Source organism: Nioella nitratireducens (genome assembly GCF_001879715.1).
Classification (GTDB): domain Bacteria; phylum Pseudomonadota; class Alphaproteobacteria; order Rhodobacterales; family Rhodobacteraceae; genus Nioella; species Nioella nitratireducens.
Window position 1 is genome coordinate 59280 of the sequence record NZ_MNBW01000004.1, and the last position, 21806, is coordinate 81085.

The window sequence follows — 21806 nt, forward strand, 5'->3', positions numbered from 1 at the left end:
GATCATGATCTTCCTCCCTGTTGACTGGCCGCGTCGGGCGATCCCCGACGCGGTTTTTTTCAACCCTTGGGGGAAAGCGGGGATCAAACCGTTCAAATCAGCCACAAAACACGAAAAGCCCTGTTGACGGCTGCCCGCTCCTGCCCTAGCGTTCAGCCAGAAAGTCGGCCAGTCCGACAGGGAGAGAAAAAAGACATTGAAAAGGGCCCCATGCCGGGCCCTTTTCGTTTGGCTCTCTTCCGGCCGTTTCGGCCATTTTCTGCCCGCCGCCCTGACTTGCGCCAAAAAATCTTCCTGACAGCGCCGCCCACCCGTGCTAGCCAACGGGCGAGTAAAATTCTTCTGCATGTTCAGAAAACGAGGCGCCTAGATGAAGATCCTTCCCCTGTCCGCTGCCCTTTTGGCAACGACCCTTGCCCTGCCATTGGCCGCGCAAACCACCGATGCCCCCGCCGCAGGGGGTGGTGAAGCAGGCCTGTCGCTTGGTGCGCCCGAGGTCGGGTCGACCTATGTCAGCGACACTTTTGGCGATTGGGAAATGCGCTGCATCGTCAGCCCCGAGGACCAGCCCGATCCCTGCCAGCTTTATCAATTGCTGACCGACGCGCAGGACAATCCGGTGGCCGAGTTCAACCTCTTCGGCATTCCCGAAGGCAACGGCGACCTGGCGGCAGGCGCGACCGTGGTGACGCCGCTGGATACGCTGCTGACAGGTCAGATGCGCATGGCGGTGGACAGCAACCCCGCCCGCGTCTACCCGTTCAGCTTTTGTCAGCAGATCGGCTGTTATGTCCGCCTCGGCCTGTCGAGCGACGACATTCAGACCTTCCGCGCCGGCAGCGAAGCCACCATCAGCATCGTGCCGCTTCAGGCCCCCGACCAGTCGGTCCCGCTGAGCCTGTCGCTGTCGGGCTTCACCGCCGGGTTTGAAGCGCTGCAAGCCTATAACGACGACGCCGTCGCACAGATGCGTGCCGCCGCCGAAGCGCAGGGTGCCACGGACGGTGCCGCATCCGAGTGATCGCGTCGACCTGACAGCAAAACGCCCGCGCCGATCCGGTCGCGGGCGTTTTCGTTTGCAACGGGTGACGACCGCACCGGGCCTCAGGTCGCCTTGCGCAGCGCCAGAACCGCGTTCAACCCACCGAAGGCAAAGGCGTTGGACAACACTGCGCCGACCTCGACCTCGCGGGCTTCGTTCGGCACCACGTCGAGCGCGCATTCCGGGTCGGGCTCTTCGTAATTGATCGTCGGCGCGATAACCCCGTCGGTCAGGGCCATGATGCACGCCAAAAGCTCGACCGCGCCGGTCCCGCCGATCAGGTGACCATGCATCGACTTGGTCGAGGAAATCATCAGATCATCGGCGTGATGGCCGAACACGTCGGCCACCGCCGCGCATTCCACCTTGTCATTGGCCGCCGTGCCGGTGCCATGGGCGTTGATATAGCAGACCTCTTCGGGGGGCATCCGCGCATCAGTCAGCGCCCCGGCGATGGCCCGTGCCGCGCCCTGTTTCGAGGGCATGACAATATCCGAGGCGTCCGAAGTCATGGCGAAGCCCACCACTTCGGCCAATATCTCTGCCCCGCGTTTCCTGGCGTGCTCGTATTCCTCGAAGACGAAGACCGCCGCGCCCTCGCCCTGCACCATGCCGTTGCGGGTGGCGCTGAACGGGCGGCAGCCATCCTTGGACATGACGCGCAGCCCTTCCCAGGCCTTCACGCCGCCAAAGCACAGCATGGACTCGGTCCCGCCGGTGACCATCACCTTGGCCATGCCGGACCGGATCATGTTGAAAGCCTGCCCCATGGCGTGGTTGGACGAGGCGCAGGCGGTGGCCACGGTGAAGCTTGGCCCCTTGAGGTTGAATTCCATGCTGACGTGGCTCGCGGCTGCGTTGTTCATCAGCTTGGGCACCACGAAAGGATGGACGCGGTTCTTGCCCTCTTCGTAAACCGAGCGGTAATTTTCATCCAGGGTCTGCATTCCGCCGCCCGAGGTGCCGAGGACAACACCGGAATGCGCCGCCAGATCGCCATGAAATTCCAGACCCGCTTGTGCAATGGCCTGCCGGGCGGAAATCAGCGTGAACTGGGTGAACCGGTCATAGAGAGATATCTGCTGTCGGTTGAACAGCGTCTCGGGATCGTAATCCTTGATCTGGCCGCCAATCTTGACGGCCAGCCTGTCGACATCCCGAATGTCGAGCTCTGCGATGCCGCAGCGCCCTTCGCGCATTGCCTCCTTGGTCGAGGCGACATCGGCCCCGAGCGCGTTGATGGTGCCCTGACCGGTGATGACGACACGTTTCATGTCTTCGAGGCCACCAGACCCTCGACCGCCTTGATGATCGCCGCGACATTTGAAATGTCGAAATCGCTGGCTTCGGGCTCGTTGGCGTTGAACGGCACCTGAATGTCGAAGGCTTCCTCGATGGCGAAGATGCTTTCCACCAGACCGAGCGAGTCGATCCCGAGGTCGTCGAGTGTGGCGTCGGGTTTCACGTCCTCAACGTCGAGAACGGCTTGTTCGGCGATGATCTCTCTGACTTTCTGCGCAACGTCGGCCATGGTCTGTCGATCCCTGAAATGATCCCTGCCCGCGACTTAGCCGCTGCTGGACAGTTTTGAAACGGCTTTCTGTAAATCTGCGACGGTCTTGGCCAGCCGCGGCAGGCGGCGAAGCGCCTTGTAGCCTTCCACGTGGGTTTCCATCTTGACCGCGGGATAGCCCATCACGGCACGGCCCGAGGGGACGTTGGACAGGATCTTGGTGCCGCCACCGGCCACCACGTCCGAGCCGACGGTGAGATTGTCGGCAACGCCGACCTGCCCGCCGAACACCACCCGGTCGCCAAGCGTGGTCGACCCCGCGATCCCCACGAGCGCCGCGAACAGGCAATGGTCGCCGGTCTGAACGTTGTGGGCAAGGTGCACAAGGTTGTCGATCTTGCAGCCATTGCCCACCACCGTGTCGCGGATGGTGCCCTTGTCGATACAGGCGTTGCAGCCCATTTCCACATCGTCGCCGATGCGCACAGCCCCCAGCGAATGGATGCGGGTCCAGCTTTGTTCCGCAGCGGTTGCCTGCCCCATCGTCTCGCGCACCTGTTCCACCGTGGATTTTTCGGGCGTCACGAAAGACATGCCGTCACCGCCCACAACTGCGCCGGGATGGGCGATAAAGCGATCTCCGATCCGCACGCGAGAGCCGATGCGCACCCCCTGCATCAAGAGCGCGTCATCGCCGATACGGGCATGTTCCGCGATCGAGGCATGGCTGGCGATGCGCGCCCGCGCGCCGATCACCGCACCGTGCCCCACAACGACGAAGGGGCCGATGGCGGCGCCGATACCGACGGTGGCGCTGTCGTCAATGATGGCGGTCGGGTGGATGCCGGGCGCGATTTCGGGGCCGGGGTCAAGCGAGGCGGTCAGCCCGGCCATGGCATAGCGCGGGCGGCCGACAACGATGGCGGCGTCCAGCCCGTAGGCTTGCCAGTCCATGTCCGGCCCCAGAACGGCGGCCTTGGCCTGCCCCTGCGCCAGACCTTCGGCATAGGCCGGGGCCATGGCAAGGGCGAGTTGGGCGGGACCGGCCCCCGAAGGTTCCGAAAGCCCCTCGATCTGGAGGTCGAGATTGCCGAAGGCCTTGGCATCAAGCGCCTCGGCAATCTCGCGGATGGTCAGTGCCATGGTCGTGCTCCGCCGCTGAATGTTGCGGCTTGAGCTTTAGCTGTTGAAGGACGGAAGTTCCACCCCGGCCGCTTCCATCCCGCGCCAAAGATCGCTGTCGCGGCCGTAAATGTCGCGGCGGAAATTCAAGTGCCCGTCCGGGGTAACAAACGCCGTCCAGTAGACGAGATGCACCGGGATTTGCGTGGCAAGGTTGACTTGCGTTTCCTGACCCGAGTTCAGGATGCGGTTGAAATAGGACTCGGGGTTGGATTCCTGCCGCGCCAGCAGGAAATAGGCCAGTTCCAGCGGACGCTGGACCCGCACACAGCCATGGCTGAACGCCCGTGTCTCGCGCGCGAACAGGCTGCGCGAGGGGGTGTCATGCAGGTAGATGTTGTGCCTATTCGGGAACATGAACTTGACCCGGCCAAGCGCGTTGCCCGGCCCCGGCCCCTGACGCAGGTCGAAGGGGAAGGTCGAGGGCGTGAACTGGCTGAAGTCGAGGCCCTGTCGGCTGACCTGCTGGCCGTTTTGCAGAAGTTGCAGATGCCCGGCGGCCCCTGGGTTCGACTGCATCGCCGGCAGGTATTCGTTCACCGCGATCGAGCGCGGCACGTTCCAGCTCGGGTTGATGACCAGATGTTCCATCACGTCCGAAAATTCGGGTGTGTGCTGGTTGGTTGGACGCGCGCCCACGACGACGCGGGTCGAGAAGGTCACCTCTTCATGGTCAATCACATAGGCGTGGTAGTCGGGAATGTTCACAAGGACATGGCGGTCGCCCCGATCAGGGTTTTCCCAGTTCAGCCACCGCTGGCGTTCCATCCCGAGGATGATTTCACGCAGCCGCGTTTCCGGGCCGACATTGACCTCTTCGATGGTGCTTGGCCCGGCGACGCCATCGGCCAGCAAACCGTGATTGGTCTGGAAGCGCTGCACGGCGGCCTCCATATCGGCATCGAACACGGCGGTGGTCGAGCGGGACATGTAGCCCATTCGGATCAGGCGGTCGCGCAACTGCACCACGCCCGGCCCCCGGTCGCCCAGTTCCATCCGGCCAGACGAGACGGTCGGCCCCCAGCCGCCATCGGCAATCATGCGCTGCATCGCCAGCATCGCGCGCTGAAGGCGCAGGTAGTCGGGATGGGCGGGCGGCAGCGAGTCGATGAAACCCTGCGGATCGTCGCCCGCGACACCGGCCAGCAGATCGGAAGGGTCGCGGCGCGGAATCTCGCGGAAGATCTCTTCAACGTAATCGCTCGGGTCCAGAATGCCGGACTGCACGTCATGGGCATAGGCGAGGAACATGGAGGAGGCGAGAATTTCGGCCCGACCCCGATCATAGGGGTTGTCGGCGTTCAGGAAGGCCGCGCGCAAGTCGTTCGGATCATAGCGGTTCACCGGCAGGCCATGCACATTGGCATGTTCCAGCGCCACCAGCAGCGCATGACGGCGCTCGGCGTCACCCTCGCCGGTCCAGATCGGTTCAAACGCCCGCTCGCGGTAGAACGCGGCCATGTCATCGTGTTCGGCAACACCTTCGGCAATGGCTTGCCGAAAGGCCGTCACAAGCGCCGCGGCCGGAGCCGGAGCCACGAGCGACATCCCCAGAGACACCGCCAGAACGGGCAGCAGGGATCGGTTGAATAACTTGAGCATCATGAAATCACCTTTTCCGCGCGCATGTTGACTTAATTCCTGCAAGATAGCCCAACAGCCTGCCGACCGGGAGTCTATTCACGTTTTTGAAAGACCGGCCTGCTACACCGATTTCGAATTGCGACGTGTCCCGGACGCAACGCCTGCCGAAGAATCGGCGAAAAGCCCCGATTCGTCCGCCATTTTGGCGGAATCCTGCCGACAGGCTGCTGCAAGGACGAGAGAGACCAGCTCAGGTCTTTCGAGAAAGTTTCAATTGTGTCATAAACCCCACACTGGGGACGGACATGTAACAAGTCGCGAGCACAGCGACATCGGATGGAACGGGCAGAAGGACGGGGCAAATCTCATGACGAAAGCAACGATCTCGCGTCGGTCGCTTCTTGGCGCCTTCGCGGCGGCCACAGTGGTCGCGGCGCCTTACTCGGCCAATGCATTCGGCATCCTCCGGGGTGCTGGCGACATTCGGCGGATCAACATGTATTCCGCACGCACCGGGGAGACCATCAACATGGTCTACTGGATCGACGGCGAATACATCCGACCGGCCGTCGAAGAAATCACCTACTTCATGCGCGACTGGCGTGTGCATGAAGCCCACGATATTGATGCGCGCACCATTGATATCGCAGCCGCCACTCACGGATTGTTGGAAACGCCGCAACCTTACCTGCTGCTGTCGGGCTATCGTTCGCCCGAAACCAACGCAATGTTGCGCGCACGGTCCTCCGGGGTGGCCCGGAACTCGCTTCACATGCAAGGCCAGGCCGCCGACCTTCGGGTCGAGGGGCGGTCGGTACAGCAGGTGGCGGGGGCAGCCGAATCCTGCAACGCAGGCGGCGTCGGGCGCTACTCCGGCTCCAACTTCACCCATATGGATTGCGGCCCGGTCCGCACCTGGGGGGGCTGAGACCAAGACGACCGGCCAATCTGCCCAAGACCTGGCCGCGAAGATAACGAGGGACAGAGCGAAGCCGACCCATCGGGTCGGCTTTTCTGTTGTCAGAGGCGCTGCACCGGGCACTCGGCCATCAGCCGCTCGGCATCCTCCCGGCGGCACAGCCGGGTGCCGCCGGTCATCACCGCAGCGCTGGCCGCCGCAGCGCCGCGTTGCAGGCAGTCGGGCAATGGCTCGCCCCGTGACAACCCAAGGGTGAAACCCGCCACGAAACTATCCCCCGCCCCGGTCTTGGAACGCACCGGCACATCCGCCGCACGGGCCAGCCATCGGCCTGTCTCGCTGACCAGAACCGAGCCTTCGGCACCGCGGGCCAGAACAACGACCCGCGCCACGCCCTTGGCCCGCAGCGCGTCGGCCAGATCAGCACTTTCCCCCGCACTTGGAAGGCGGTGGCCCGCCAGTGTCTCGGCCTCTTCCAGATCGAGGCGCAGAACATCCAGACCGGAAATCCGCCCTGCCGACAGGGCCCGCAAGGCCGCGCCCGAGGTATCGAGAACCACCCGCGCGCCCACTTCGTTGCACCGCGCGACCAGGCGCGCCGGAAAATCGTCGGGAAAGCCCGGCGGATGGCTGCCGGACAGCACCACCAGACCATCGGTGGGGATCGTCTCGGCAATCCGCGTTTCTGCCCGCGCGACATCCGCCTCGGTCCAATCCGGGCCGGGAAAGATGAAGCGGAACTGCTTTCCGGTGCCGCTTTCAAAGACAGACAGGCTCTGGCGGGTTTCCCCCGGGGCTTCCAGCCGCCGGACTCGCACGCCTTCGCGGGACAGCAATCCTTCCAGCACCGCCCCCATGCCACCGCCCGAGGCCACCAGCGCAAGGCTGTCACCCCCCAATTCCGACAGGGCGCGCGAGACGTTGATACCGCCGCCGCCAGGATCGAGCTGCGGCGGGTCACAGCGCAGCTTGGGGCCGGGGGTGAGCGATTGGGTGGCGGTTTCCAGATCGACGGCGGGGTTGAGCGTGATGGTCAGAATCGGGGTCATGGCACTCTGCAAAGCAACGGGGGTCGTCCAAGCCTAGGGCAGCCGCAGCGCCCCGTCGAGCCGCACGGTTTCGCCGTTGAGATAGGGCATCTCGACCATGAACCGGGCCATCCGCGCAAATTCCTCGGGTCTGCCGAGGCGGCGCGGGAAAATCACGTCCTTGGCCAGCTCCTCCATCATCTCCGGCCCGAGGCTTTCCAGCATCGGCGTCAGGAACAGCCCCGGCGCAATCGCATTGACACGGATGCCGAGCGTTCCCATGTCCCGCGCCATCGGCAGAGACAGCCCCGCAATCCCGGCCTTCGAAGCGGAATACGCCGCCTGCCCCTTTTGCCCGTCAAACGCGGCGACAGATGCGGTGTTGACGATCGCGCCGCGCTCGCCATCGGCATCGGGATCGTTTTTCGCCATCTCGACGGCCGCCAGCCGGGCGACGTTGAAGGCACCGACAAGGTTTATGTCGATGGTGCGCTGGAACGCGTCGAGCGGGAACGGCCCCTTGGAGCCAACAGTTTTCGCCCCGGTCACGATGCCCGCGCAGTTCACCACCGCCGTGATGCCGCCCATGGCCGCGACCGCCAGCGCAACCCCCGCCGCGACGCTGTCTTCGGAGGTGACATCGACCTCGGCAAAGCTGATGTCCGGCGTTTGGGCCATGTCACCGCCACGCACGGCGTCGCGGTCAAAAATCGTCACCTTGGCGCCCGCCTCGGCGAAATGCGTGGCTGTCGCCGCCCCAAGGCCGCTGGCCCCGCCGGTCACGATTACCTTTGCCTGTGCGATATCCATGTCCGCCTCCCTTAAATGAACATGCGTTCAATTACCGGCAGCGCGCCACCCCCGTCAATCGCAACGCAGCGTCCTACCGCTCTGGCGGAATGGCATAGGTCATCGAGGCCCGCGCAACCGGGGCCTCTTGGCCTTCCGAGCGGATCAGGCAGTCTCCCACGGCCAGCATCCGCCCCAGCTTCAACAGCCGCGTCTCGCAGATCAGATCCGCCCCCGCCGCCGGTTTGCGCATGAAATCCATGGAAATGTTCGTGGTCACGCTCAGGGCCTTGGGTCCGATCATCGCCAGCACGGCAAGATAGACCGACACATCCGCCAGCGCGAACATCGACGGGCCCGACACCGTGCCGCCGGGCCGCAGATGTACGTCATCTACCATGAGCCGCACGGTGATCTGCATGTCGCGCAGGTCTTCGATGACGAAATCGGCCGCTACCTGCGGAAATTCCGCTGTCAGGAACGCCGCCAGCGCTGTTTTGTCCATTGCCAATGTCATTGCCCTGCCCCTCCTTTTGGCCCTAGGCTTTGCCCGAAAACAACAAAATGGCAAGGGAGGGACGCATGGGGGACGACATTCTTCTGCGCGAGGATCTGGGACCGATCACGCGGCTGACGCTGAATGCGCCGAAAGCGCTGAATGCGCTGTCAGACGAGATGCTGGCGCGGCTGAAAGATGAATTCGGCGCACTGATGACCGATCAGAGCCAACGCGTGGTGATCCTGCGCGGCGTCGGCAAGGCATTCTGCGCGGGCCATGATCTCAAGGAATTGCGCGCCAAGCGCGAAGACGCCGATCAGGGCGCAGCGGCGCTGCGCGACCTGTTCAGCCGCTGTTCCGAGGTCATGCAGACCATCCCGCGCCTGCCGCAACCGGTGATCGCCGAGGTGCACGGCATCGCCACGGCGGCGGGGTGCCAGCTTGTCGCCTCTTGCGATCTGGCAGTGGCGGCGGACGATACCCGTTTCGGCGTCAACGGTGTGAATATAGGCCTGTTCTGTTCCACGCCCATGGTTGCGCTCAGCCGAAACATCCCGCGCAAACAGGTCTTCGAGATGCTGACCACGGGCCGGTTCATCTCGGCAGACCGGGCGTTGGAGCTGGGCCTGATCAACCGGTCGGTTCATGGCGACCGGTTGGAAGAAGAGGCGCTCGGACTGGCCCGGACCATTGCCGAAAAGCTTGGCTCGGCGGTGCGGATCGGCAAGCGGGCCTTTTATGACCAAATCCAGATGCCGCTGGACAAGGCCTACGATTACACCGGCGCGGTGATGGTCGAGAACATGCTCGATGACGACACCGGCGAGGGCATCGTTGCCTTCCTCGAAAAACGCGATCCCGGTTGGGAGCAATAGCCCCCCCGCGGCGGGGTCAGCCCTGCCGCAACAGGCGCGCGGCCAGACCGAGGCTTGCGCCGATAAACAGGACCGACAGCACCAGCAGCCCCGGCACCCCCGGCCCGTCCAGCACAAGCGCGCCCAGAAGCGGGGCCAGCGCCCCGGCCAGCAGGGCCGGGATCTGGATCGTACCGGCAATCGCGCCATAACCCGCTGGCCCCATCACCTCGGAAATCAGGATCGGGCGCAGGATGGTCACCACGCCGACCGCCGCGCCTTGCACCGCCGTGAACAGGAAGATCAACTCTGGCGTCAGGCCGGCCGCCCAAAGCGCCAGCGTGCCAAGCGCCATGCCCAGAAAGGTAATCTGCGTGGCCCGCGCGGTGCCGATCCGCGACTCGAACCGCATCAGAACGAGCCGCCCCAGCACCTGCGCGGGGCCCACGGTCGAGGCAGCAAGGACCGCCATCGGTTCGGCTGCGCCCCGGTCGACGAAGATCGGGACGGCGAAATTGACCAGCATCCAGTGGTTGAGCGCCACAAGCGCCATGATCGACGCCAGCATCCAGAACCGCCGCGACCGGATTGCTCGGCCCCACGCCCCCTGCTCTGCCGCGCGGTCCTGCGGGTCGGCCCCCTCGCGCCGGATGATGTGGGTGGCCCGCCAGATCAGGGGCACCATCACTGGCCCCATGATCGCCGCCGCCACCCAGACCGCGCCGCGCCAACCGATCCATGCACTCAGGGCCGCACCCGCCGGAAAGGCCAGTGTCGAGGCGAAACCGGCAACCAGTGTGACCCGCACGATGGCAGGCCGCGCGGCAGACCCAAGGCGGCGGATCAGGAAGGCGAAACAGGTTTCATAGAGACTTGCCGATTGCGCCAGCCCGATCAGCGCCCAAGCCGTCAGATAGGCGGCCGGTGTGGTCGCCATCGCCAACAGCGACAGTGCCACCGCGCCAAGCGCCGCCCCCACCAGCATGATCTCGGGGCCTCTGCCCAGATCTACCAGCCGCCCCATCAGCGGCGCGAGGCTGGCGGAAATCACGATGGCAATGGTCGGCCCTGTTGCCAGCAGGGTACGCTCCCACCCCAGGTCTTCTTGCCACGACAGGATGAGGGCCGCGAAGATGTAATAGAGGCAGGCATAAGCCAGCGTCTGCCCCACGGCCAACATCCAGACCGCAGGGCCGCGCGCCACCTGATCGGGACGCGCGGTCATCGCTCAAAGGCCGTAGATCGCGCCGAACTTGGCGTCGAGATAATCGAGGAGCGGCCCCTCGCTGACCGGCGCGCGCGACGCGCGTTCCACGATCTCGCGCGGCTCATGCAGGCCGCCATGACGTTGGAGGTTTTCGGCCATCCATCCGGTAGCCCCAGACAGGTCGCCCGCCGCCATTTGCGCATCCACCTCCGGCAGGTCTTCTCGCAGCGTCTTGAACAGGCACCCGGCATAGACATTGCCAAGCGTGTATGTCGGGAAATAACCGAACAAGCCCACTGACCAATGTACGTCTTGCAGCATCCCGTTCGACGGCTTGTCCACGGCCACCCCGAAATCGGCGTGGAAGCGGTCGTTCCACGCGGCCTCCAGATCTGCCACCTCCAGATCGCCCTTGATCAGCGCCCGCTCCAGATCGAAGCGCAGCAGGATGTGCAGGTTATAGTGCACTTCGTCCGCCTCGGTGCGGATATAGCCCGAGCGCACGCGGTTCACGGCGGCATGGAAGGCGTCGGCGTCGGCCAGGTTGAGGTCGCCATAGGTGTCGCGCATCTTGTCGAAGAGCCAGCCGGTGAAGGCGCGACTGCGGCCCATCTGGTTTTCATAGGACCGGCTCTGGCTTTCATGGACGCCCATCGACACGCCCTGTCCCAGCACGCTCAGCAAGTAGGCATCCTCGATATGCTGCTCATAGCAGCCGTGGCCGACCTCGTGGATCGTGGAATAGAGGCAGCCGAGCGGCTCGCTCTCATCGACCCGCGTGGTGATCCGCACGTCATGGCCCGAGCCGGAACTGAACGGATGCACCGCCTTGTCGATCCGGCCGTGGGCGAAATCGTAGCCGAAGGTCTTGGCGATCTCGTGCGTGAAGAGGAGCTGCGTTGTTTCGGGGAAATGGCCCGCCAGCGGTTCGGGATCGTAGCCCGACGACAGGATCTTGCCGCGCAGCTCGACCAGCCGGGGGCGCATACGGGAAAACAGCGCCTCGATCTCGGCCCCTGTGGTTCCGGGCTCATAGTCTTGCAAAAGGGCATCATAGGGGTCCGCGTCACCCGCGATGGCCGCCGCTTCCTCGCGCCGCAGACGGAGGATTTCGGTCAATGTCGGCAGGAAGGCATCCACATCCTCGGCGGCACGCGCCTCGGCCCAGATGCCTTGCGCGCGCGAGGTCGCCTTGGCCAGCGCCTTGGCCAGATCGGCGGGCACTTTCACCGCCCGGTCATAGTGCCGCCGGATGAGGCGCAGATTGGCCTTGGCCACGTCGTCCTTGGCCTCGGCCTGTTGCAGCCATTCGCCAACGCGGGGATCGGTGCGGCGCGCGTGCAACACACTTTCCATCGCCGCCATTTCCTCGGACCGCTGGTCAGCGGCACCGCGCGGCATCACGGTTTCCTGATCCCAGCCAAGCCGCCCCATCACTTCGGCCAAAGCCTGCGTATCATGTTGATAGGCGATCAGATCGTCATAGGCGGACATGTCAGGCCCCTCTTACGGATTGCATGGGCGGGTACATCGCGGTGAAGCGCGCCCGCAGGATCAGAACAATGGTCGCCACGGCGCCCAATTGATGGATGATGGCGATGTGCAGCGGCGAGGACTGCATCACCGTCACGATGCCAAGCACAGCTTGCAGAAAGATCATCCCGGCCGCCACCTGCGCCGCGCCCTTGACCGAGCGATAGGACGATTTGCGCGCGGCGATCAGCACGCCAATGGCCATAAGCACCAACAGATAGCCCACGATCCGGTGGATGAACTGGACCGTGCCCGCGTTCTCAAAGAAATTCCGCCACAGCGGCTCGATCTGCCACATCGCCGGCGGGAAGAACCCACCCGACATCAGCGGCCAGTCGGGAAACAGGCGCCCGGCGTCGATCCCGGCCACCAGTGCACCCAAAAGGATCTGGACAAAGGCCAGGTGCAACAGCCCCGTCGTCATCCCCTTCATCCGGCGATCCGCACCCCGGCGGGCCTGCAGCAACTCGGCCTCGTCGCGCCGCAGGCGCTGCACATACCACGCGATCAGCGACAGGATCAGGAAGGCGATGCCCAGATGGGTGGCCAGCCGGTAAGAGGCCACGTCGAGCATCCCGGTCTGAAGCCCGGAATAGACCATCCACCAGCCAATCGCCCCTTGCAGCCCGCCAAGCGCACCAATCAACAGGAACCGACCGGCCCATCCGCGTGGCATCCGCCGGCTGGCCAGCATGAAGAAGAACCCAAGCGCCCAGACCAGCCCGATTGTCCGGCCAAGCTGCCGGTGGCCCCATTCCCACCAGTAGATGCCCTTGAAATCCTGCAAGGTCATGGCCGAATTCTGAAGCCGGAATTCATCGGTCTGCTGATAGGCGGCGAACTCTGTTTGCCAGTCGGCCTCGGTCATCGGTGGCAGCGCGCCAGAGATCGGCGCCCATTCGGTGATCGACAGGCCAGAGTCGGTCAGCCGCGTCAGCCCGCCCACCATGATCATCGCCACCACCATCACGAAAAGCAGCACCAGCCAGCCCCGCGCAAAGCCCCGGCCCCGCCCGCGTCCGGCGCTGAGCGCCCCCGGAGTCGCGGCGGGTTTCTGCGCCTCGCCAACCTCTTCGAAAATGCTACGCTGTCCGCTCATTCCTCGGCTCCCTTGCTCGGTCCCGCCAGACCTAGCCCCAGCCTTGGGGGGGATCAAGCAGAACGGCAATCGGTCGCGCGGCACACAGGTCGCCGATCATCACCTATCCGTGACCGAGGCAGCGCCCGTGACGCGGGCCAGACCTGTTTCGCCCCGTCCGGAAGTCCGCCCCCAAAGCGTCAGCCGCGCTCTTTCCAGCGCACCATCTGGCGCAGCATCCCGTGAAAGGTCTGCACATCGGCCCGTGTCAGCGGCAGTCGCCCCCACAGGTTGCGCAGGTTCAGTTTCATGCCCTCGGCCTTGGTTTCGGGAAAGAAGAACCCGGCCTCTTCCAGCCGTTCCTCGAAATGGTCGCCCAGCTTCTCGATCTCCAACCCGGTGGCAAAATCCGTCCGCGCCATTTCCATCACCTCCGGCGCGACCTCGGCGGTGGCGCGGCGCCATTCATAGGCGGTCAGCAGCACGCATTGGCCAAGGTTGAGTGAAGCAAACTCCGGGTTCACCGGCACCGAAATGATAGCGTCGGCCTGTACGATATCCTCGTTTTCCAGCCCCGCCCGCTCGGGACCGAACAACACCCCGACCTTGCCGCCCTCGGCATGAATTGCGCGGGCCTGTTCCATCGCGCGTTCCGGCGTGACGATCGGCTTGGTCAGCCCCCGCTGGCGCGCGGTCGTGGCAAAGACATAGGTGCAGTCGCGCACCGCTTCTTCGACCGACCCCATCAGCCCGGCATTGTCCAGCAGCCGCCCGGCCCCGCTGGCCAGAGCCACGGCGCGTTCATTGGGCCAGCCGTCGCGCGGCTCGACCACGCGAATGTGGTCCAGCCCGAAATTCCACATGGCACGGGCGGCCGCACCAATATTCTCGCCCATCTGCGGGCGAACAAGGATGAAGGCGGGTTGGGGTTTGGGCATGGTCATGGGCAGCCGCTTAAAACTGCCTGCCAGTCAATGCAAGCGCCCCATTGTTCCCGCGCGCGGCAACAGCTATCACCGCCGCCAGACCATGACAGGAGCCCGCCATGACGGACGACGCGCCCGAACAGCCGCAGATCTACCTCGTGACCCCGCCCGCCTTTGACATCGACGCCTTCGCACCACGGCTTGCCGCCGTTCTGGATGCAACAGACATCGCCTGTTTGCGGCTGGCCCATGCGTCGTCGGATGCGGATGAGGTTGCCCGCGCCGCCGACGCGTTGCGCGAGATCGCCCATGCCCGCGATGTTCCCATCGTGATCGAGCGGCATCTGGGCATGGTCGAGCGGCTCGGCCTCGACGGGGTGCACCTGACAGACGCTGCTCGCTCTGTTCGCAAGGCCCGCAAGGAACTTGGCGCCGACCCCATCGTCGGGGCCTTCTGTGCCGCCTCGACCCATGACGGGATGACGGCGGGCGAAGCGGGCGCGGATTACATCTCGTTCGGTCCCGTGGGCGACAGCCCGCTTGGCGACGGCACCCGCGCCGAGCATGATCTCTTCGCGTGGTGGTCGGAAATGATCGAACTGCCGGTTGTGGCCGAGGGCGCGCTGACGGTCGCGCTGATCGAGGCCATCGCCCCCGTCACCGATTTCTTCGCCATCGGAGAAGAGATTTGGAAGGCCGACGATCCCGTCGCCGCCATGGCCGCGCTTACCGCGCCGCTGCGCTGAACCCCTGACGCACGGCGGCCTCGCAGGCCGCCGCCAGCGCTTTGCGATCCGGGTAGTCGGCCACGGCAATCGCCGGATGATATATCACGTCGACCGCCCCTTGCCGTGGCGCCGCCAGCACCTTGAGCAGGCCCGGCCCGAAGCCCATATCCCCCCACCAGCCGTAAAACCTCGGGTCCGCCCCTTCGGGCGCGTGGTACCGAACAGTTACCGGCTGGAGTTTCAGGAAATCGCGCAACGCCTCGGTCGTGAAGGCCGCAAAGAGCGTGGTCTTGAACGGCAAAACCCGCTGGCCGTCGGTGCTGGTGCCCTCGGGAAAGAACAGCAATTTGTGCCCGGCTTGCAGCCGATTTTCGAATACCGCCTGTTGCTGTTTCGCGTCGCGCCGGTCGCGGCGAATGAACACCGTGCCGGTTCCGCGCGCCAGCCAGCCGATCCCGGCCCATCCCGCGACGTCGGCCTTGGCGACGAAATAGATCCGTTTCGAGGCGTTCAGCACAAAGATGTCCAGCCAACTGGCATGGTTGGCCACATAGGCCCCGCGATCCGGGGTCGGCGCGCCGCGCACCCGGCGTTTCAGCCCGATGATCCGGCAGGCCCAGATGCAGACGAATTGCGTGATCCACGGCGTGATCGGTCGCGCCTGACCCCAAATCCATTTCTCTGGCACACGCAAGACCAGCAGAAGCGGAAAACAGATCAGCAACACCCCAACGATGGCGCCCCCCCGCAACAGCACCCGCAGCCAGCCGCCCGGCCCGATGCGCACCGGGTCAGGCAGGCTGCCGTCATCCCACACGGTCATCCCCGTGCCCCTTGCCGGTAGAGGCCAAGCTGCTTTTGCGAGACGCGCTTTACATCCATCAGCAGGCAGATATCGGTCGTGTTGAACGGGTGGTCAATGAACGCCCCCTCGCCCACGAAGCCGCCCATCCGCAGATAGCCCTTGATCAGCGACGGCAGCGCCTTGGCCGCCTTGACCCGGTCCAACTGGTCCTCGGGGATCAGGTCCATCCGCTGAAAATGGCTGTCGCGGGCACGAACGCGGATGTCTTCCGGCGCAAGGTAACGGTGATGCAGCAGCGCCAGCGGCGCAGCAAAGTCGTCGGCGTCAGTGCCGTGGAAGGACGCCACCCCGAAAAGCAGGTCAATCCCGTGTTCCTCGACATAGGCGGCCAACCCGTTCCACAGCTGCATCATCGCCGTGCCGCCGCGATAGTCGGCATGAACGCAGGACCGCCCCAGTTCCAGCAACTTCAGGTCCGAGCGGCGCAAGATGCCCAGATCATATTCATCGTCGCAATAGAACTGCCCGGCGGCTTCGGCCTGATTGGCGCGCATCAGCCGGTAGACGCCAACGCATTGATTGCCCGCGCGTGCATGGTCGAACAGCATCAGGTGATCGAAGAACGGATCGAAGCGGTCGGCCTCCAGCCGGGCGGTGTGATCCACCATCTCTCCGTCGCCGCCAAGTTCGGCCACGAAAACCTCGTATCGCAAGGCTTGGGCCAACCGCAGGTCGGCCTCGTCCCGTGCCAGCCGAAGCTCGAATTGACTGTCGTCGATGACCACGCCCGCGCGCCCCGTCCTGCCCTGTTTCCGCCCGACGGGGCTAAGCGATTGCCCCCGGTTTTGCAACAGGACGCGCCGTCGCCCTCGGCAATGTTAGGAAACTGTTAACTTCTGCGCGGCTAGGGTCGGGACGATCAGCCAGAAGGGGGTTAAAACTCGATGAGAAGGCCAACGCGATCGCCGTTGATCACAACCTTGCCCGCGTTTTCGAAATTGACGGTGATGCGCCCGCCGATATTGGATTGCACCTGTCCCAGCCCCCAATCGGGCTGCTCGGGGTGGCGCACCAACATCCCCGGTTCCAGCATGGCGTTCAGATCCTTGGACATAAGGGGCCTTTCATGATGGACGACCTGCAACCGGTTACGCCGCCGGACCTGGCCGACCTGGTGGGGTCACGACTCTGTCATGACCTTGTAAACCCGCTCAGTGCCATCGCCAACGGGTTGGAACTGCTGGCCTTGTCGGGTGCCCCGAAAACCCCGGAACTCGACTTGATCGGCGCGGCGCTGAGCGATGCTATGGCGCGCATCCGCTTTTTCCGCGTGGCCTTCGGTGCGGCGCGCCCCGGCGACACGCTGTCAGAGCGCGAGGTTCAGGACATCCTGTCCGCCGTCTATGGCAGCGGTCGGCTGAGCGTTGACTGGCAGGTCATGGGCGATCCGTCCCGTCGCGCCGCGAAACTGGGGTTCCTGCTGTTGAACTGCGCCGAGATGGCCCTGCCCCTCGGCGGCACGCTGACGATCACCGAGGACGGGGGATGGTGCGTTCGGGGCGCCGGGCGAAAACTGTCAATCGACGCCGAGTTGTGGCAGGGCCTGACCCTGCCCTCATCCCCGCCGGCCGCCGCACGGGTGCAATTTTCCCTGCTGGCGCAGGAAGTGTCGCGTCAGGGGCTGACCCTGTCGCATCAGATCGACGAAGGGGCCAACACCCTTTGCCTCCGTGCGGACTAGGGCATGTCGCGCAACAGTGGCAACCGGCTTTTGCACCCCTCAGACTTGCGAAATCAATAGGTTAGAACGGGGCGGCGTGATTTCGAAAGACACCGACACGCTTCAAGAGATAGCGGCGAGACCGGTTCGAAAGCGGCGCATGTTCTGGCGATAATGCTCGGCCGAGGCCAGCAGGTTTTTCACCGCGTCTTCGTCCAGCCTGCGGACGATCTTGCCGGGTGCGCCCATGACCAGCGAATAGTCGGGGATTTCCTTGCCCTCCGTCACCAGCGCATTTGCCCCGATCAGGCATCCCTTGCCGATCTTGGCCCGGTTCAGCACCGTCGCCCCCATGCCGATCAGGCTGCCGTCGCCAATGGTGCAGCCATGCAGCATGGCCTTGTGCCCAATGGTGCAGTTTTCCCCGATGCTCAGCGGGCAGCCGGGGTCGGTGTGAAAGACGCAGTTTTCCTGAACGTTCGATCCGGCGCCGACGCGGATTTCCTCGTTGTCGCCGCGCAGGGTGCAACCGAACCAGACCGACGCCCCCGCTTCCAACACCACGCGACCGATCACGTTGGCGTCGGGCGCGACCCATGTATCTCCGGCAATGTCCGGTGCGACCCCGTCCAGCGCGTAGATCATTGTTCGTCCTCCTCGAATTCCGATTGCAGCCCACGAACGAAGCCGACCAGCCCCGGTTGCTGCGGCTGGCGCAAGCGTTCGGCACTGACGATGGTCTTGAGCTGCTCGAAGGTGGCGTCAAGATCGTCGTTGACCAGGATGTAGTCGTAGCCATCCCAATGGCTGATCTCGTCCCAGCTTTTCTGCATCCGCTTACGGATCGTCTCGGGCGCGTCCTGCCCGCGGCTGACCAGACGGCGCCGCAGTTCCGCAATCGAGGGTGGCAACACGAAGATCGACAGCACGTGGTCGCGCAGCGCACTGGTCTTGATCTGTTGTGCCCCCTGCCAGTCGATGTCGAACAACACGTCACAGCCCCGGTCGATCGCCGCCTTCACCGGCCCCATCGGCGAGCCGTAGAAATTGCCGAAGACATGGGCGTGCTCCAGCATTTCGCCATTGCGCACCATGGACTTGAAGGCGCTCTCGGACAGGAAGTGGTAGTCGCTGCCGTCCACTTCCCCCGGTCGCGGGCGGCGCGTCGTGGCCGAAACCGAAAAGGACAGCGTCTGATCCCAGGCCATCAACCGCTTGGCCAAGGTTGATTTTCCGGCCCCCGAGGGCGAGGACAGGATGATGAGAAGGCCGCGGCGGGTGTCTGGCTGGGACATGGTCACTCCACGTTCTGGACTTGCTCGCGCATCTGATCAATCGCCACCTTGAGGTCAAGCCCGGTCTGGGTCAGCGCGGCGTCGCTGGACTTGGAGCAGAGTGTATTGGCCTCGCGGTTGAACTCTTGCATGAGAAAATCAAAGCGGCGACCCACCGGCCCGTCGGCGGTCAACAGCGCGCGGGCGGCGGGGATATGGGCATTGGCGAGACGGTCGATTTCTTCGGTCACGTCCGATTTCACCGCCTGCACCGCCAACGCCTCGGCCAGCCGGTCCGGGTCCATGCCCTGTGCCGTGTCGAGGATTTTCTGCAAGGTCTCGCGCAGGCGCTCTGCGGCGGTGCCCTTACGCGCCTCGGCCAGATCAGCCGCACGGGTGACCAGCGGCGCCATGGCGTCGATCTGGCCTTTCAGCGTCTGGCTCAGCGCCCGGCCCTCCTCGGCGCGGGACGCCAGAAAGGCAGTCAGCAACGCGTCGAATTCGGCCAGCAGCACCTCGTCGGAAGGCAGGTCCAGATCGCCGCTGGCGGCCATCACGCCCGGCAAGGTCAGGATGCGAGTGGCATCCGGGGCACCAACGGGCAGACCCTGCGCCTCGGCGGTCCGTTGAACGTGGGCCAGCGCCGCAAGATGGGATCGCAGGGCCTCGTCATTCACATCGACCACAGCGACGCTGTCCTCTCGCGTGATCTTCAGCGACAGCGTCACCGACCCGCGCGCCAGCGCCTTTTTCAGCCGGTCCCTCAGCAGGATGTCGAGCCGCCCCAGCCGTTCGGGCAGCCGCAGCCGCAGGTCCAGCCCGCGCCCGTTGACGCTGCGCAATTCCCACGACCGCATGACCCCGTCAGAGGCCACGTCGCGGGCTGCGTAGCCGGTCATCGAATTAACCACGTGCGAATTCTCCCCCTGCTCTTAAACTTGTCCCGATGTTAGTAACACTTCGGTAAGCATAACGATCAAGGCGTTAGCACATCTCCGGCGCGCGGTCCAAGCGCGGCTGGCGCGTCCGGGGTGGCGAAAGGAGGCTCGGCCATGCATCCAACCATCGCGCGCCCCGCGACAGAGACCATCGTGCCGCTCTGGCCCCGGCAACCACCCGGCCCTTGCCAGACCGCCGCCGCCCTGCACGCCTATTGGCAGGGTCTGCGAACCGGCGATGCCCTGCCCCGACGCCGGGATGTCGATCCGCGCGCGCTTGGCCCGTTGCTGCCCTACGCGTTCCTGATCGACCGGGTCAGGCCGCAAACCCTGCGGGTCCGGCTTGGCGGGCGCCACCTGACGGACCTGATGGGGATGGACCTGCGCGGGATGCCGCTGCGCGCGTTGTTCGACAGTCCCGACCGCGCGCAACTGGTGGACATGGCCGACCGGGTCTTTTCCACACCGGCCGGGCTGGAGGCCGGGCTGATCTCGGAGTCGCAATGCGGCGCGGTCCTGACGGGTCGTATGGTGATCCTGCCCCTTGTCGGGCGATCCGGCGCGGTGGATCGGGCGATCGGCGTTCTGTCGACGACGGGAACCATCGGGCTGACGCCCCGCCGGTTTCGGCTGTGCCATACCAGCTTGAAACCGTTTCAGACACAACCCACGGGACCACGCCCTGTGCGCACACCGGCCTTCGACGTTATCCGGGGCGGCAGGGCCTGAATGCAAAACACCCCGGCACAACCGCACCGGGGTGTTTCTTTGCGAGTGGCGCGCCAGATTACCCGGCAGCAGCAGCCGTCTTTCCGCCATTGGTCGACAGTTCCTCAGCCACGAGGAACGCCAGTTCCAGCGACTGCGACGCGTTCAAACGCGGGTCGCAGGCGGTGTGGTAGCGATCCGACAAATCCTCGTCCGTCACGGCACGCACGCCGCCGGTGCATTCGGTCACGTCCTTGCCGGTCATCTCGAAATGCACGCCGCCCGGCACGGTGCCCTCGGCGCGGTGGATGGCGAAGAATTCTTGCACCTCGCGCAGGATCGAGTCGAAGGGCCGGGTCTTGTATCCCGTGGAAGACTTGATGACATTGCCGTGCATCGGGTCGCAGGACCAGACCACGTTCGCGCCCTCTTCCTGCACCGTCTGGATCAGGCGCGGCAGGTGATCGCCCACCTTGCCCGCGCCGAAGCGCGCGATCAGGGTCAGGCGGCCCGCCTCGTTTTCCGGGTTCAGCTTGGCCATCAGCACCTTCAGGTCTTCGGCGGTCGTCGTCGGGCCGCATTTCAGGCCAATCGGGTTCTGCACGCCCCGGCAAAATTCGACATGCGCGCCATCGGGCTGGCGGGTGCGGTCGCCGATCCAGATCATGTGGCCCGAGCCCGCGACCGGCAATCCGCTGGTCGAGTCGATCCGGCACAGTGCCTCTTCGTATTCCAGCAACAACGCCTCGTGGCTGGTGTAGAAATCAACGGTGCCGAGCGTATGCGCGGTTTCCGAGTTCAGACCGGCGGCGGTCATGAAATCGAGCGCGTCCGAAATCCGGTTGGCCATGTCGCGGTAGCGGTTGGCCTCGTCCCCGTCGGTGAACCCAAGGGTCCAGGCATGCACCCGGTGAATATCCGCGAAACCGCCTTGGCTGAAGGCGCGCAGCAGGTTCAACGACGCCGCCGCCTGCGTGTAGGCGCGCAGCATCTTGGCGGGGTCCGGAATGCGGGATTCGGGGGTGAAATCCAACTCGTTGATGATGTCACCCCGGTAGGAGGGCAGTTCCACCCCATCCTTGACCTCGGTCGGGGCCGAGCGCGGCTTGGCGAACTGGCCCGCCATGCGGCCAACTTTCACCACCGGCACCTTGGCGCCATAGGTCAGCACCACGGCCATTTGCAGCATGACCTTGTAGGTGTCTCGAATGGAGTCGGCGGAAAACTCGGCAAAGCTTTCGGCGCAGTCGCCGCCTTGCAACAGGAAGGCTTCCCCGCGGGACACGGCGGCCAGGTTTTGCCTGAGCTTGCGCGCCTCGCCCGCGAAGACGAGCGGTGGATAGCTGGCAAGCTGTGCCTCGACCGCCGCCAATGCCTCGGCATCGGGGTAATCGGGCATCTGAACTCGGGGCTTTGCTCTCCAGTCCGATTTCGTCCATGCCTGTGCCATGTCACGTCTCCTATGCGTTTCGGTGGGCC

Annotated in this window: 24 protein-coding genes; 6 read left to right on the forward strand and 18 right to left on the reverse strand. The window is 64.7% G+C overall.

Annotation, left to right across the window (positions count from 1 at the left end):
• Nucleotides 1-370: 370 nt before the first annotated feature.
• The gene (locus BKY27_RS04585; protein WP_071673267.1) at nt 371-1021 is read left to right on the forward strand and encodes an invasion associated locus B family protein; all 651 of its coding nucleotides are present in this window, start codon (nt 371-373) and stop codon (nt 1019-1021) included.
• An 83-nt stretch (nt 1022-1104) separates the two neighbouring features.
• Here the strand turns inward: BKY27_RS04585 and BKY27_RS04590 are convergent, their stop codons facing one another.
• Genes BKY27_RS04590 through BKY27_RS04605 form a run of 4 tightly spaced genes read right to left on the reverse strand, consistent with a single transcriptional unit; the run spans nt 1105 to nt 5342 of the window.
• The gene (locus BKY27_RS04590; RefSeq protein WP_071673268.1) at nt 1105-2316 is read right to left on the reverse strand and encodes a beta-ketoacyl-[acyl-carrier-protein] synthase family protein; all 1212 of its coding nucleotides are present in this window, start codon (nt 2314-2316) and stop codon (nt 1105-1107) included.
• Nucleotides 2313-2573, reverse strand: coding sequence for an acyl carrier protein (locus tag BKY27_RS04595; RefSeq protein ID WP_071673269.1), 261 nt, complete (start codon nt 2571-2573; stop codon nt 2313-2315). Before BKY27_RS04595 ends, BKY27_RS04590 begins: the two co-directional genes overlap by 4 nt.
• A 36-nt stretch (nt 2574-2609) precedes the next feature.
• Nucleotides 2610-3698, reverse strand: a complete 1089-nt coding sequence (gene lpxD / locus BKY27_RS04600; RefSeq protein ID WP_071673270.1) for a UDP-3-O-(3-hydroxymyristoyl)glucosamine N-acyltransferase — start codon at nt 3696-3698, stop codon at nt 2610-2612.
• Nucleotides 3699-3734: 36 nt separating this feature from the next.
• Nucleotides 3735-5342 (reverse strand): L,D-transpeptidase family protein, encoded by a 1608-nt coding sequence (locus tag BKY27_RS04605; protein WP_071673271.1) that lies wholly within the window; start codon nt 5340-5342, stop codon nt 3735-3737.
• A 346-nt stretch (nt 5343-5688) separates the two neighbouring features.
• Here BKY27_RS04605 and BKY27_RS04610 point away from each other — a divergent pair, with 346 nt between their 5' ends.
• The gene (locus BKY27_RS04610) at nt 5689-6249 is read left to right on the forward strand and encodes a YcbK family protein (protein ID WP_071673272.1); all 561 of its coding nucleotides are present in this window, start codon (nt 5689-5691) and stop codon (nt 6247-6249) included.
• Between the two features lie 92 nt (nt 6250-6341).
• Here BKY27_RS04610 and BKY27_RS04615 read toward each other — a convergent pair whose 3' ends face one another.
• The 3 genes from BKY27_RS04615 to BKY27_RS04625 all read right to left on the reverse strand — a co-directional run bounded on the left by BKY27_RS04615 (nt 6342) and on the right by BKY27_RS04625 (nt 8574).
• Nucleotides 6342-7289: a 1-phosphofructokinase family hexose kinase gene (locus BKY27_RS04615; protein WP_071673273.1), complete on the reverse strand. Its 948-nt coding sequence runs from the start codon at nt 7287-7289 to the stop codon at nt 6342-6344.
• Nucleotides 7290-7322: 33 nt separating this feature from the next.
• A complete protein-coding gene (locus tag BKY27_RS04620) occupies nt 7323-8078 on the reverse strand; it encodes an SDR family NAD(P)-dependent oxidoreductase (RefSeq protein ID WP_071673274.1) in 756 nt (251 codons plus the stop codon).
• Between the two features lie 73 nt (nt 8079-8151).
• Nucleotides 8152-8574: a PaaI family thioesterase gene (locus BKY27_RS04625; protein ID WP_071673275.1), complete on the reverse strand. Its 423-nt coding sequence runs from the start codon at nt 8572-8574 to the stop codon at nt 8152-8154.
• 65 nt (nt 8575-8639) lie between these two features.
• Between BKY27_RS04625 and BKY27_RS04630 the strand changes: the two genes are divergently transcribed.
• On the forward strand, nt 8640-9431 hold the full coding sequence (locus tag BKY27_RS04630) for an enoyl-CoA hydratase (RefSeq protein WP_071673276.1): 792 nt from the start codon (nt 8640-8642) through the stop codon (nt 9429-9431).
• Nucleotides 9432-9447: 16 nt separating this feature from the next.
• Here the strand turns inward: BKY27_RS04630 and BKY27_RS04635 are convergent, their stop codons facing one another.
• The 4 genes from BKY27_RS04635 to BKY27_RS04650 form a co-directional block, all read right to left on the reverse strand.
• Entirely contained in the window at nt 9448-10635 is a 1188-nt protein-coding gene (locus tag BKY27_RS04635; RefSeq protein ID WP_071673277.1) for an MFS transporter, read from the reverse strand.
• Between the two features lie 3 nt (nt 10636-10638).
• The gene (locus BKY27_RS04640) at nt 10639-12111 is read right to left on the reverse strand and encodes a carboxypeptidase M32 (RefSeq protein WP_071673278.1); all 1473 of its coding nucleotides are present in this window, start codon (nt 12109-12111) and stop codon (nt 10639-10641) included.
• 1 nt (nt 12112) lies between these two features.
• Nucleotides 12113-13249 carry a heme A synthase gene (gene ctaA / locus BKY27_RS04645; protein ID WP_071673279.1) on the reverse strand — a complete coding sequence of 379 codons (1137 nt, stop codon included), beginning with the start codon at nt 13247-13249 and terminating at the stop codon, nt 12113-12115.
• A 179-nt stretch (nt 13250-13428) separates the two neighbouring features.
• Nucleotides 13429-14172: an RNA methyltransferase gene (locus BKY27_RS04650; protein ID WP_071673280.1), complete on the reverse strand. Its 744-nt coding sequence runs from the start codon at nt 14170-14172 to the stop codon at nt 13429-13431.
• Between the two features lie 101 nt (nt 14173-14273).
• Between BKY27_RS04650 and BKY27_RS04655 the strand changes: the two genes are divergently transcribed.
• The gene (locus BKY27_RS04655; protein ID WP_071673281.1) at nt 14274-14900 is read left to right on the forward strand and encodes a thiamine phosphate synthase; all 627 of its coding nucleotides are present in this window, start codon (nt 14274-14276) and stop codon (nt 14898-14900) included.
• Here BKY27_RS04655 and BKY27_RS04660 read toward each other — a convergent pair.
• The 3 genes from BKY27_RS04660 to BKY27_RS04670 all read right to left on the reverse strand — a co-directional run bounded on the left by BKY27_RS04660 (nt 14881) and on the right by BKY27_RS04670 (nt 16801).
• The gene (locus BKY27_RS04660; protein ID WP_071673282.1) at nt 14881-15705 is read right to left on the reverse strand and encodes a lysophospholipid acyltransferase family protein; all 825 of its coding nucleotides are present in this window, start codon (nt 15703-15705) and stop codon (nt 14881-14883) included. The genes BKY27_RS04655 and BKY27_RS04660 overlap by 20 nt on opposite strands.
• Nucleotides 15702-16472, reverse strand: coding sequence for a GNAT family N-acetyltransferase (locus BKY27_RS04665; RefSeq protein WP_071673283.1), 771 nt, complete (start codon nt 16470-16472; stop codon nt 15702-15704). Before BKY27_RS04665 ends, BKY27_RS04660 begins: the two co-directional genes overlap by 4 nt.
• Before the next feature lie 149 nt (nt 16473-16621).
• Nucleotides 16622-16801, reverse strand: a complete 180-nt coding sequence (locus tag BKY27_RS04670) for a DUF3553 domain-containing protein (protein WP_071673284.1) — start codon at nt 16799-16801, stop codon at nt 16622-16624.
• A 12-nt stretch (nt 16802-16813) separates the two neighbouring features.
• Between BKY27_RS04670 and BKY27_RS04675 the strand changes: the two genes are divergently transcribed.
• The gene (locus BKY27_RS04675; RefSeq protein WP_084667854.1) at nt 16814-17428 is read left to right on the forward strand and encodes a histidine phosphotransferase family protein; all 615 of its coding nucleotides are present in this window, start codon (nt 16814-16816) and stop codon (nt 17426-17428) included.
• 102 nt (nt 17429-17530) lie between these two features.
• Here BKY27_RS04675 and BKY27_RS04680 read toward each other — a convergent pair whose 3' ends face one another.
• From BKY27_RS04680 to BKY27_RS04690, 3 genes are read right to left on the reverse strand one after another with little or no spacing between them, the layout of a single operon-like run.
• Nucleotides 17531-18052, reverse strand: a complete 522-nt coding sequence (locus tag BKY27_RS04680) for a gamma carbonic anhydrase family protein (protein ID WP_071673285.1) — start codon at nt 18050-18052, stop codon at nt 17531-17533.
• A complete protein-coding gene (gene gmk / locus BKY27_RS04685) occupies nt 18049-18702 on the reverse strand; it encodes a guanylate kinase (protein ID WP_071673286.1) in 654 nt (217 codons plus the stop codon). The genes BKY27_RS04680 and gmk overlap by 4 nt, the downstream gene beginning before the upstream one ends.
• A 2-nt stretch (nt 18703-18704) precedes the next feature.
• Nucleotides 18705-19580: a YicC/YloC family endoribonuclease gene (locus BKY27_RS04690; RefSeq protein WP_071673287.1), complete on the reverse strand. Its 876-nt coding sequence runs from the start codon at nt 19578-19580 to the stop codon at nt 18705-18707.
• Between the two features lie 153 nt (nt 19581-19733).
• On the opposite strand from BKY27_RS04690, the gene BKY27_RS04695 reads away from it, so the two are divergent.
• The gene (locus tag BKY27_RS04695; RefSeq protein WP_071673288.1) at nt 19734-20348 is read left to right on the forward strand and encodes a PAS domain-containing protein; all 615 of its coding nucleotides are present in this window, start codon (nt 19734-19736) and stop codon (nt 20346-20348) included.
• Between the two features lie 58 nt (nt 20349-20406).
• Here BKY27_RS04695 and BKY27_RS04700 read toward each other — a convergent pair whose 3' ends face one another.
• On the reverse strand, nt 20407-21777 hold the full coding sequence (locus BKY27_RS04700; RefSeq protein WP_071673289.1) for a class II 3-deoxy-7-phosphoheptulonate synthase: 1371 nt from the start codon (nt 21775-21777) through the stop codon (nt 20407-20409).
• Between the last annotated feature and the right edge of the window lie 29 nt (nt 21778-21806).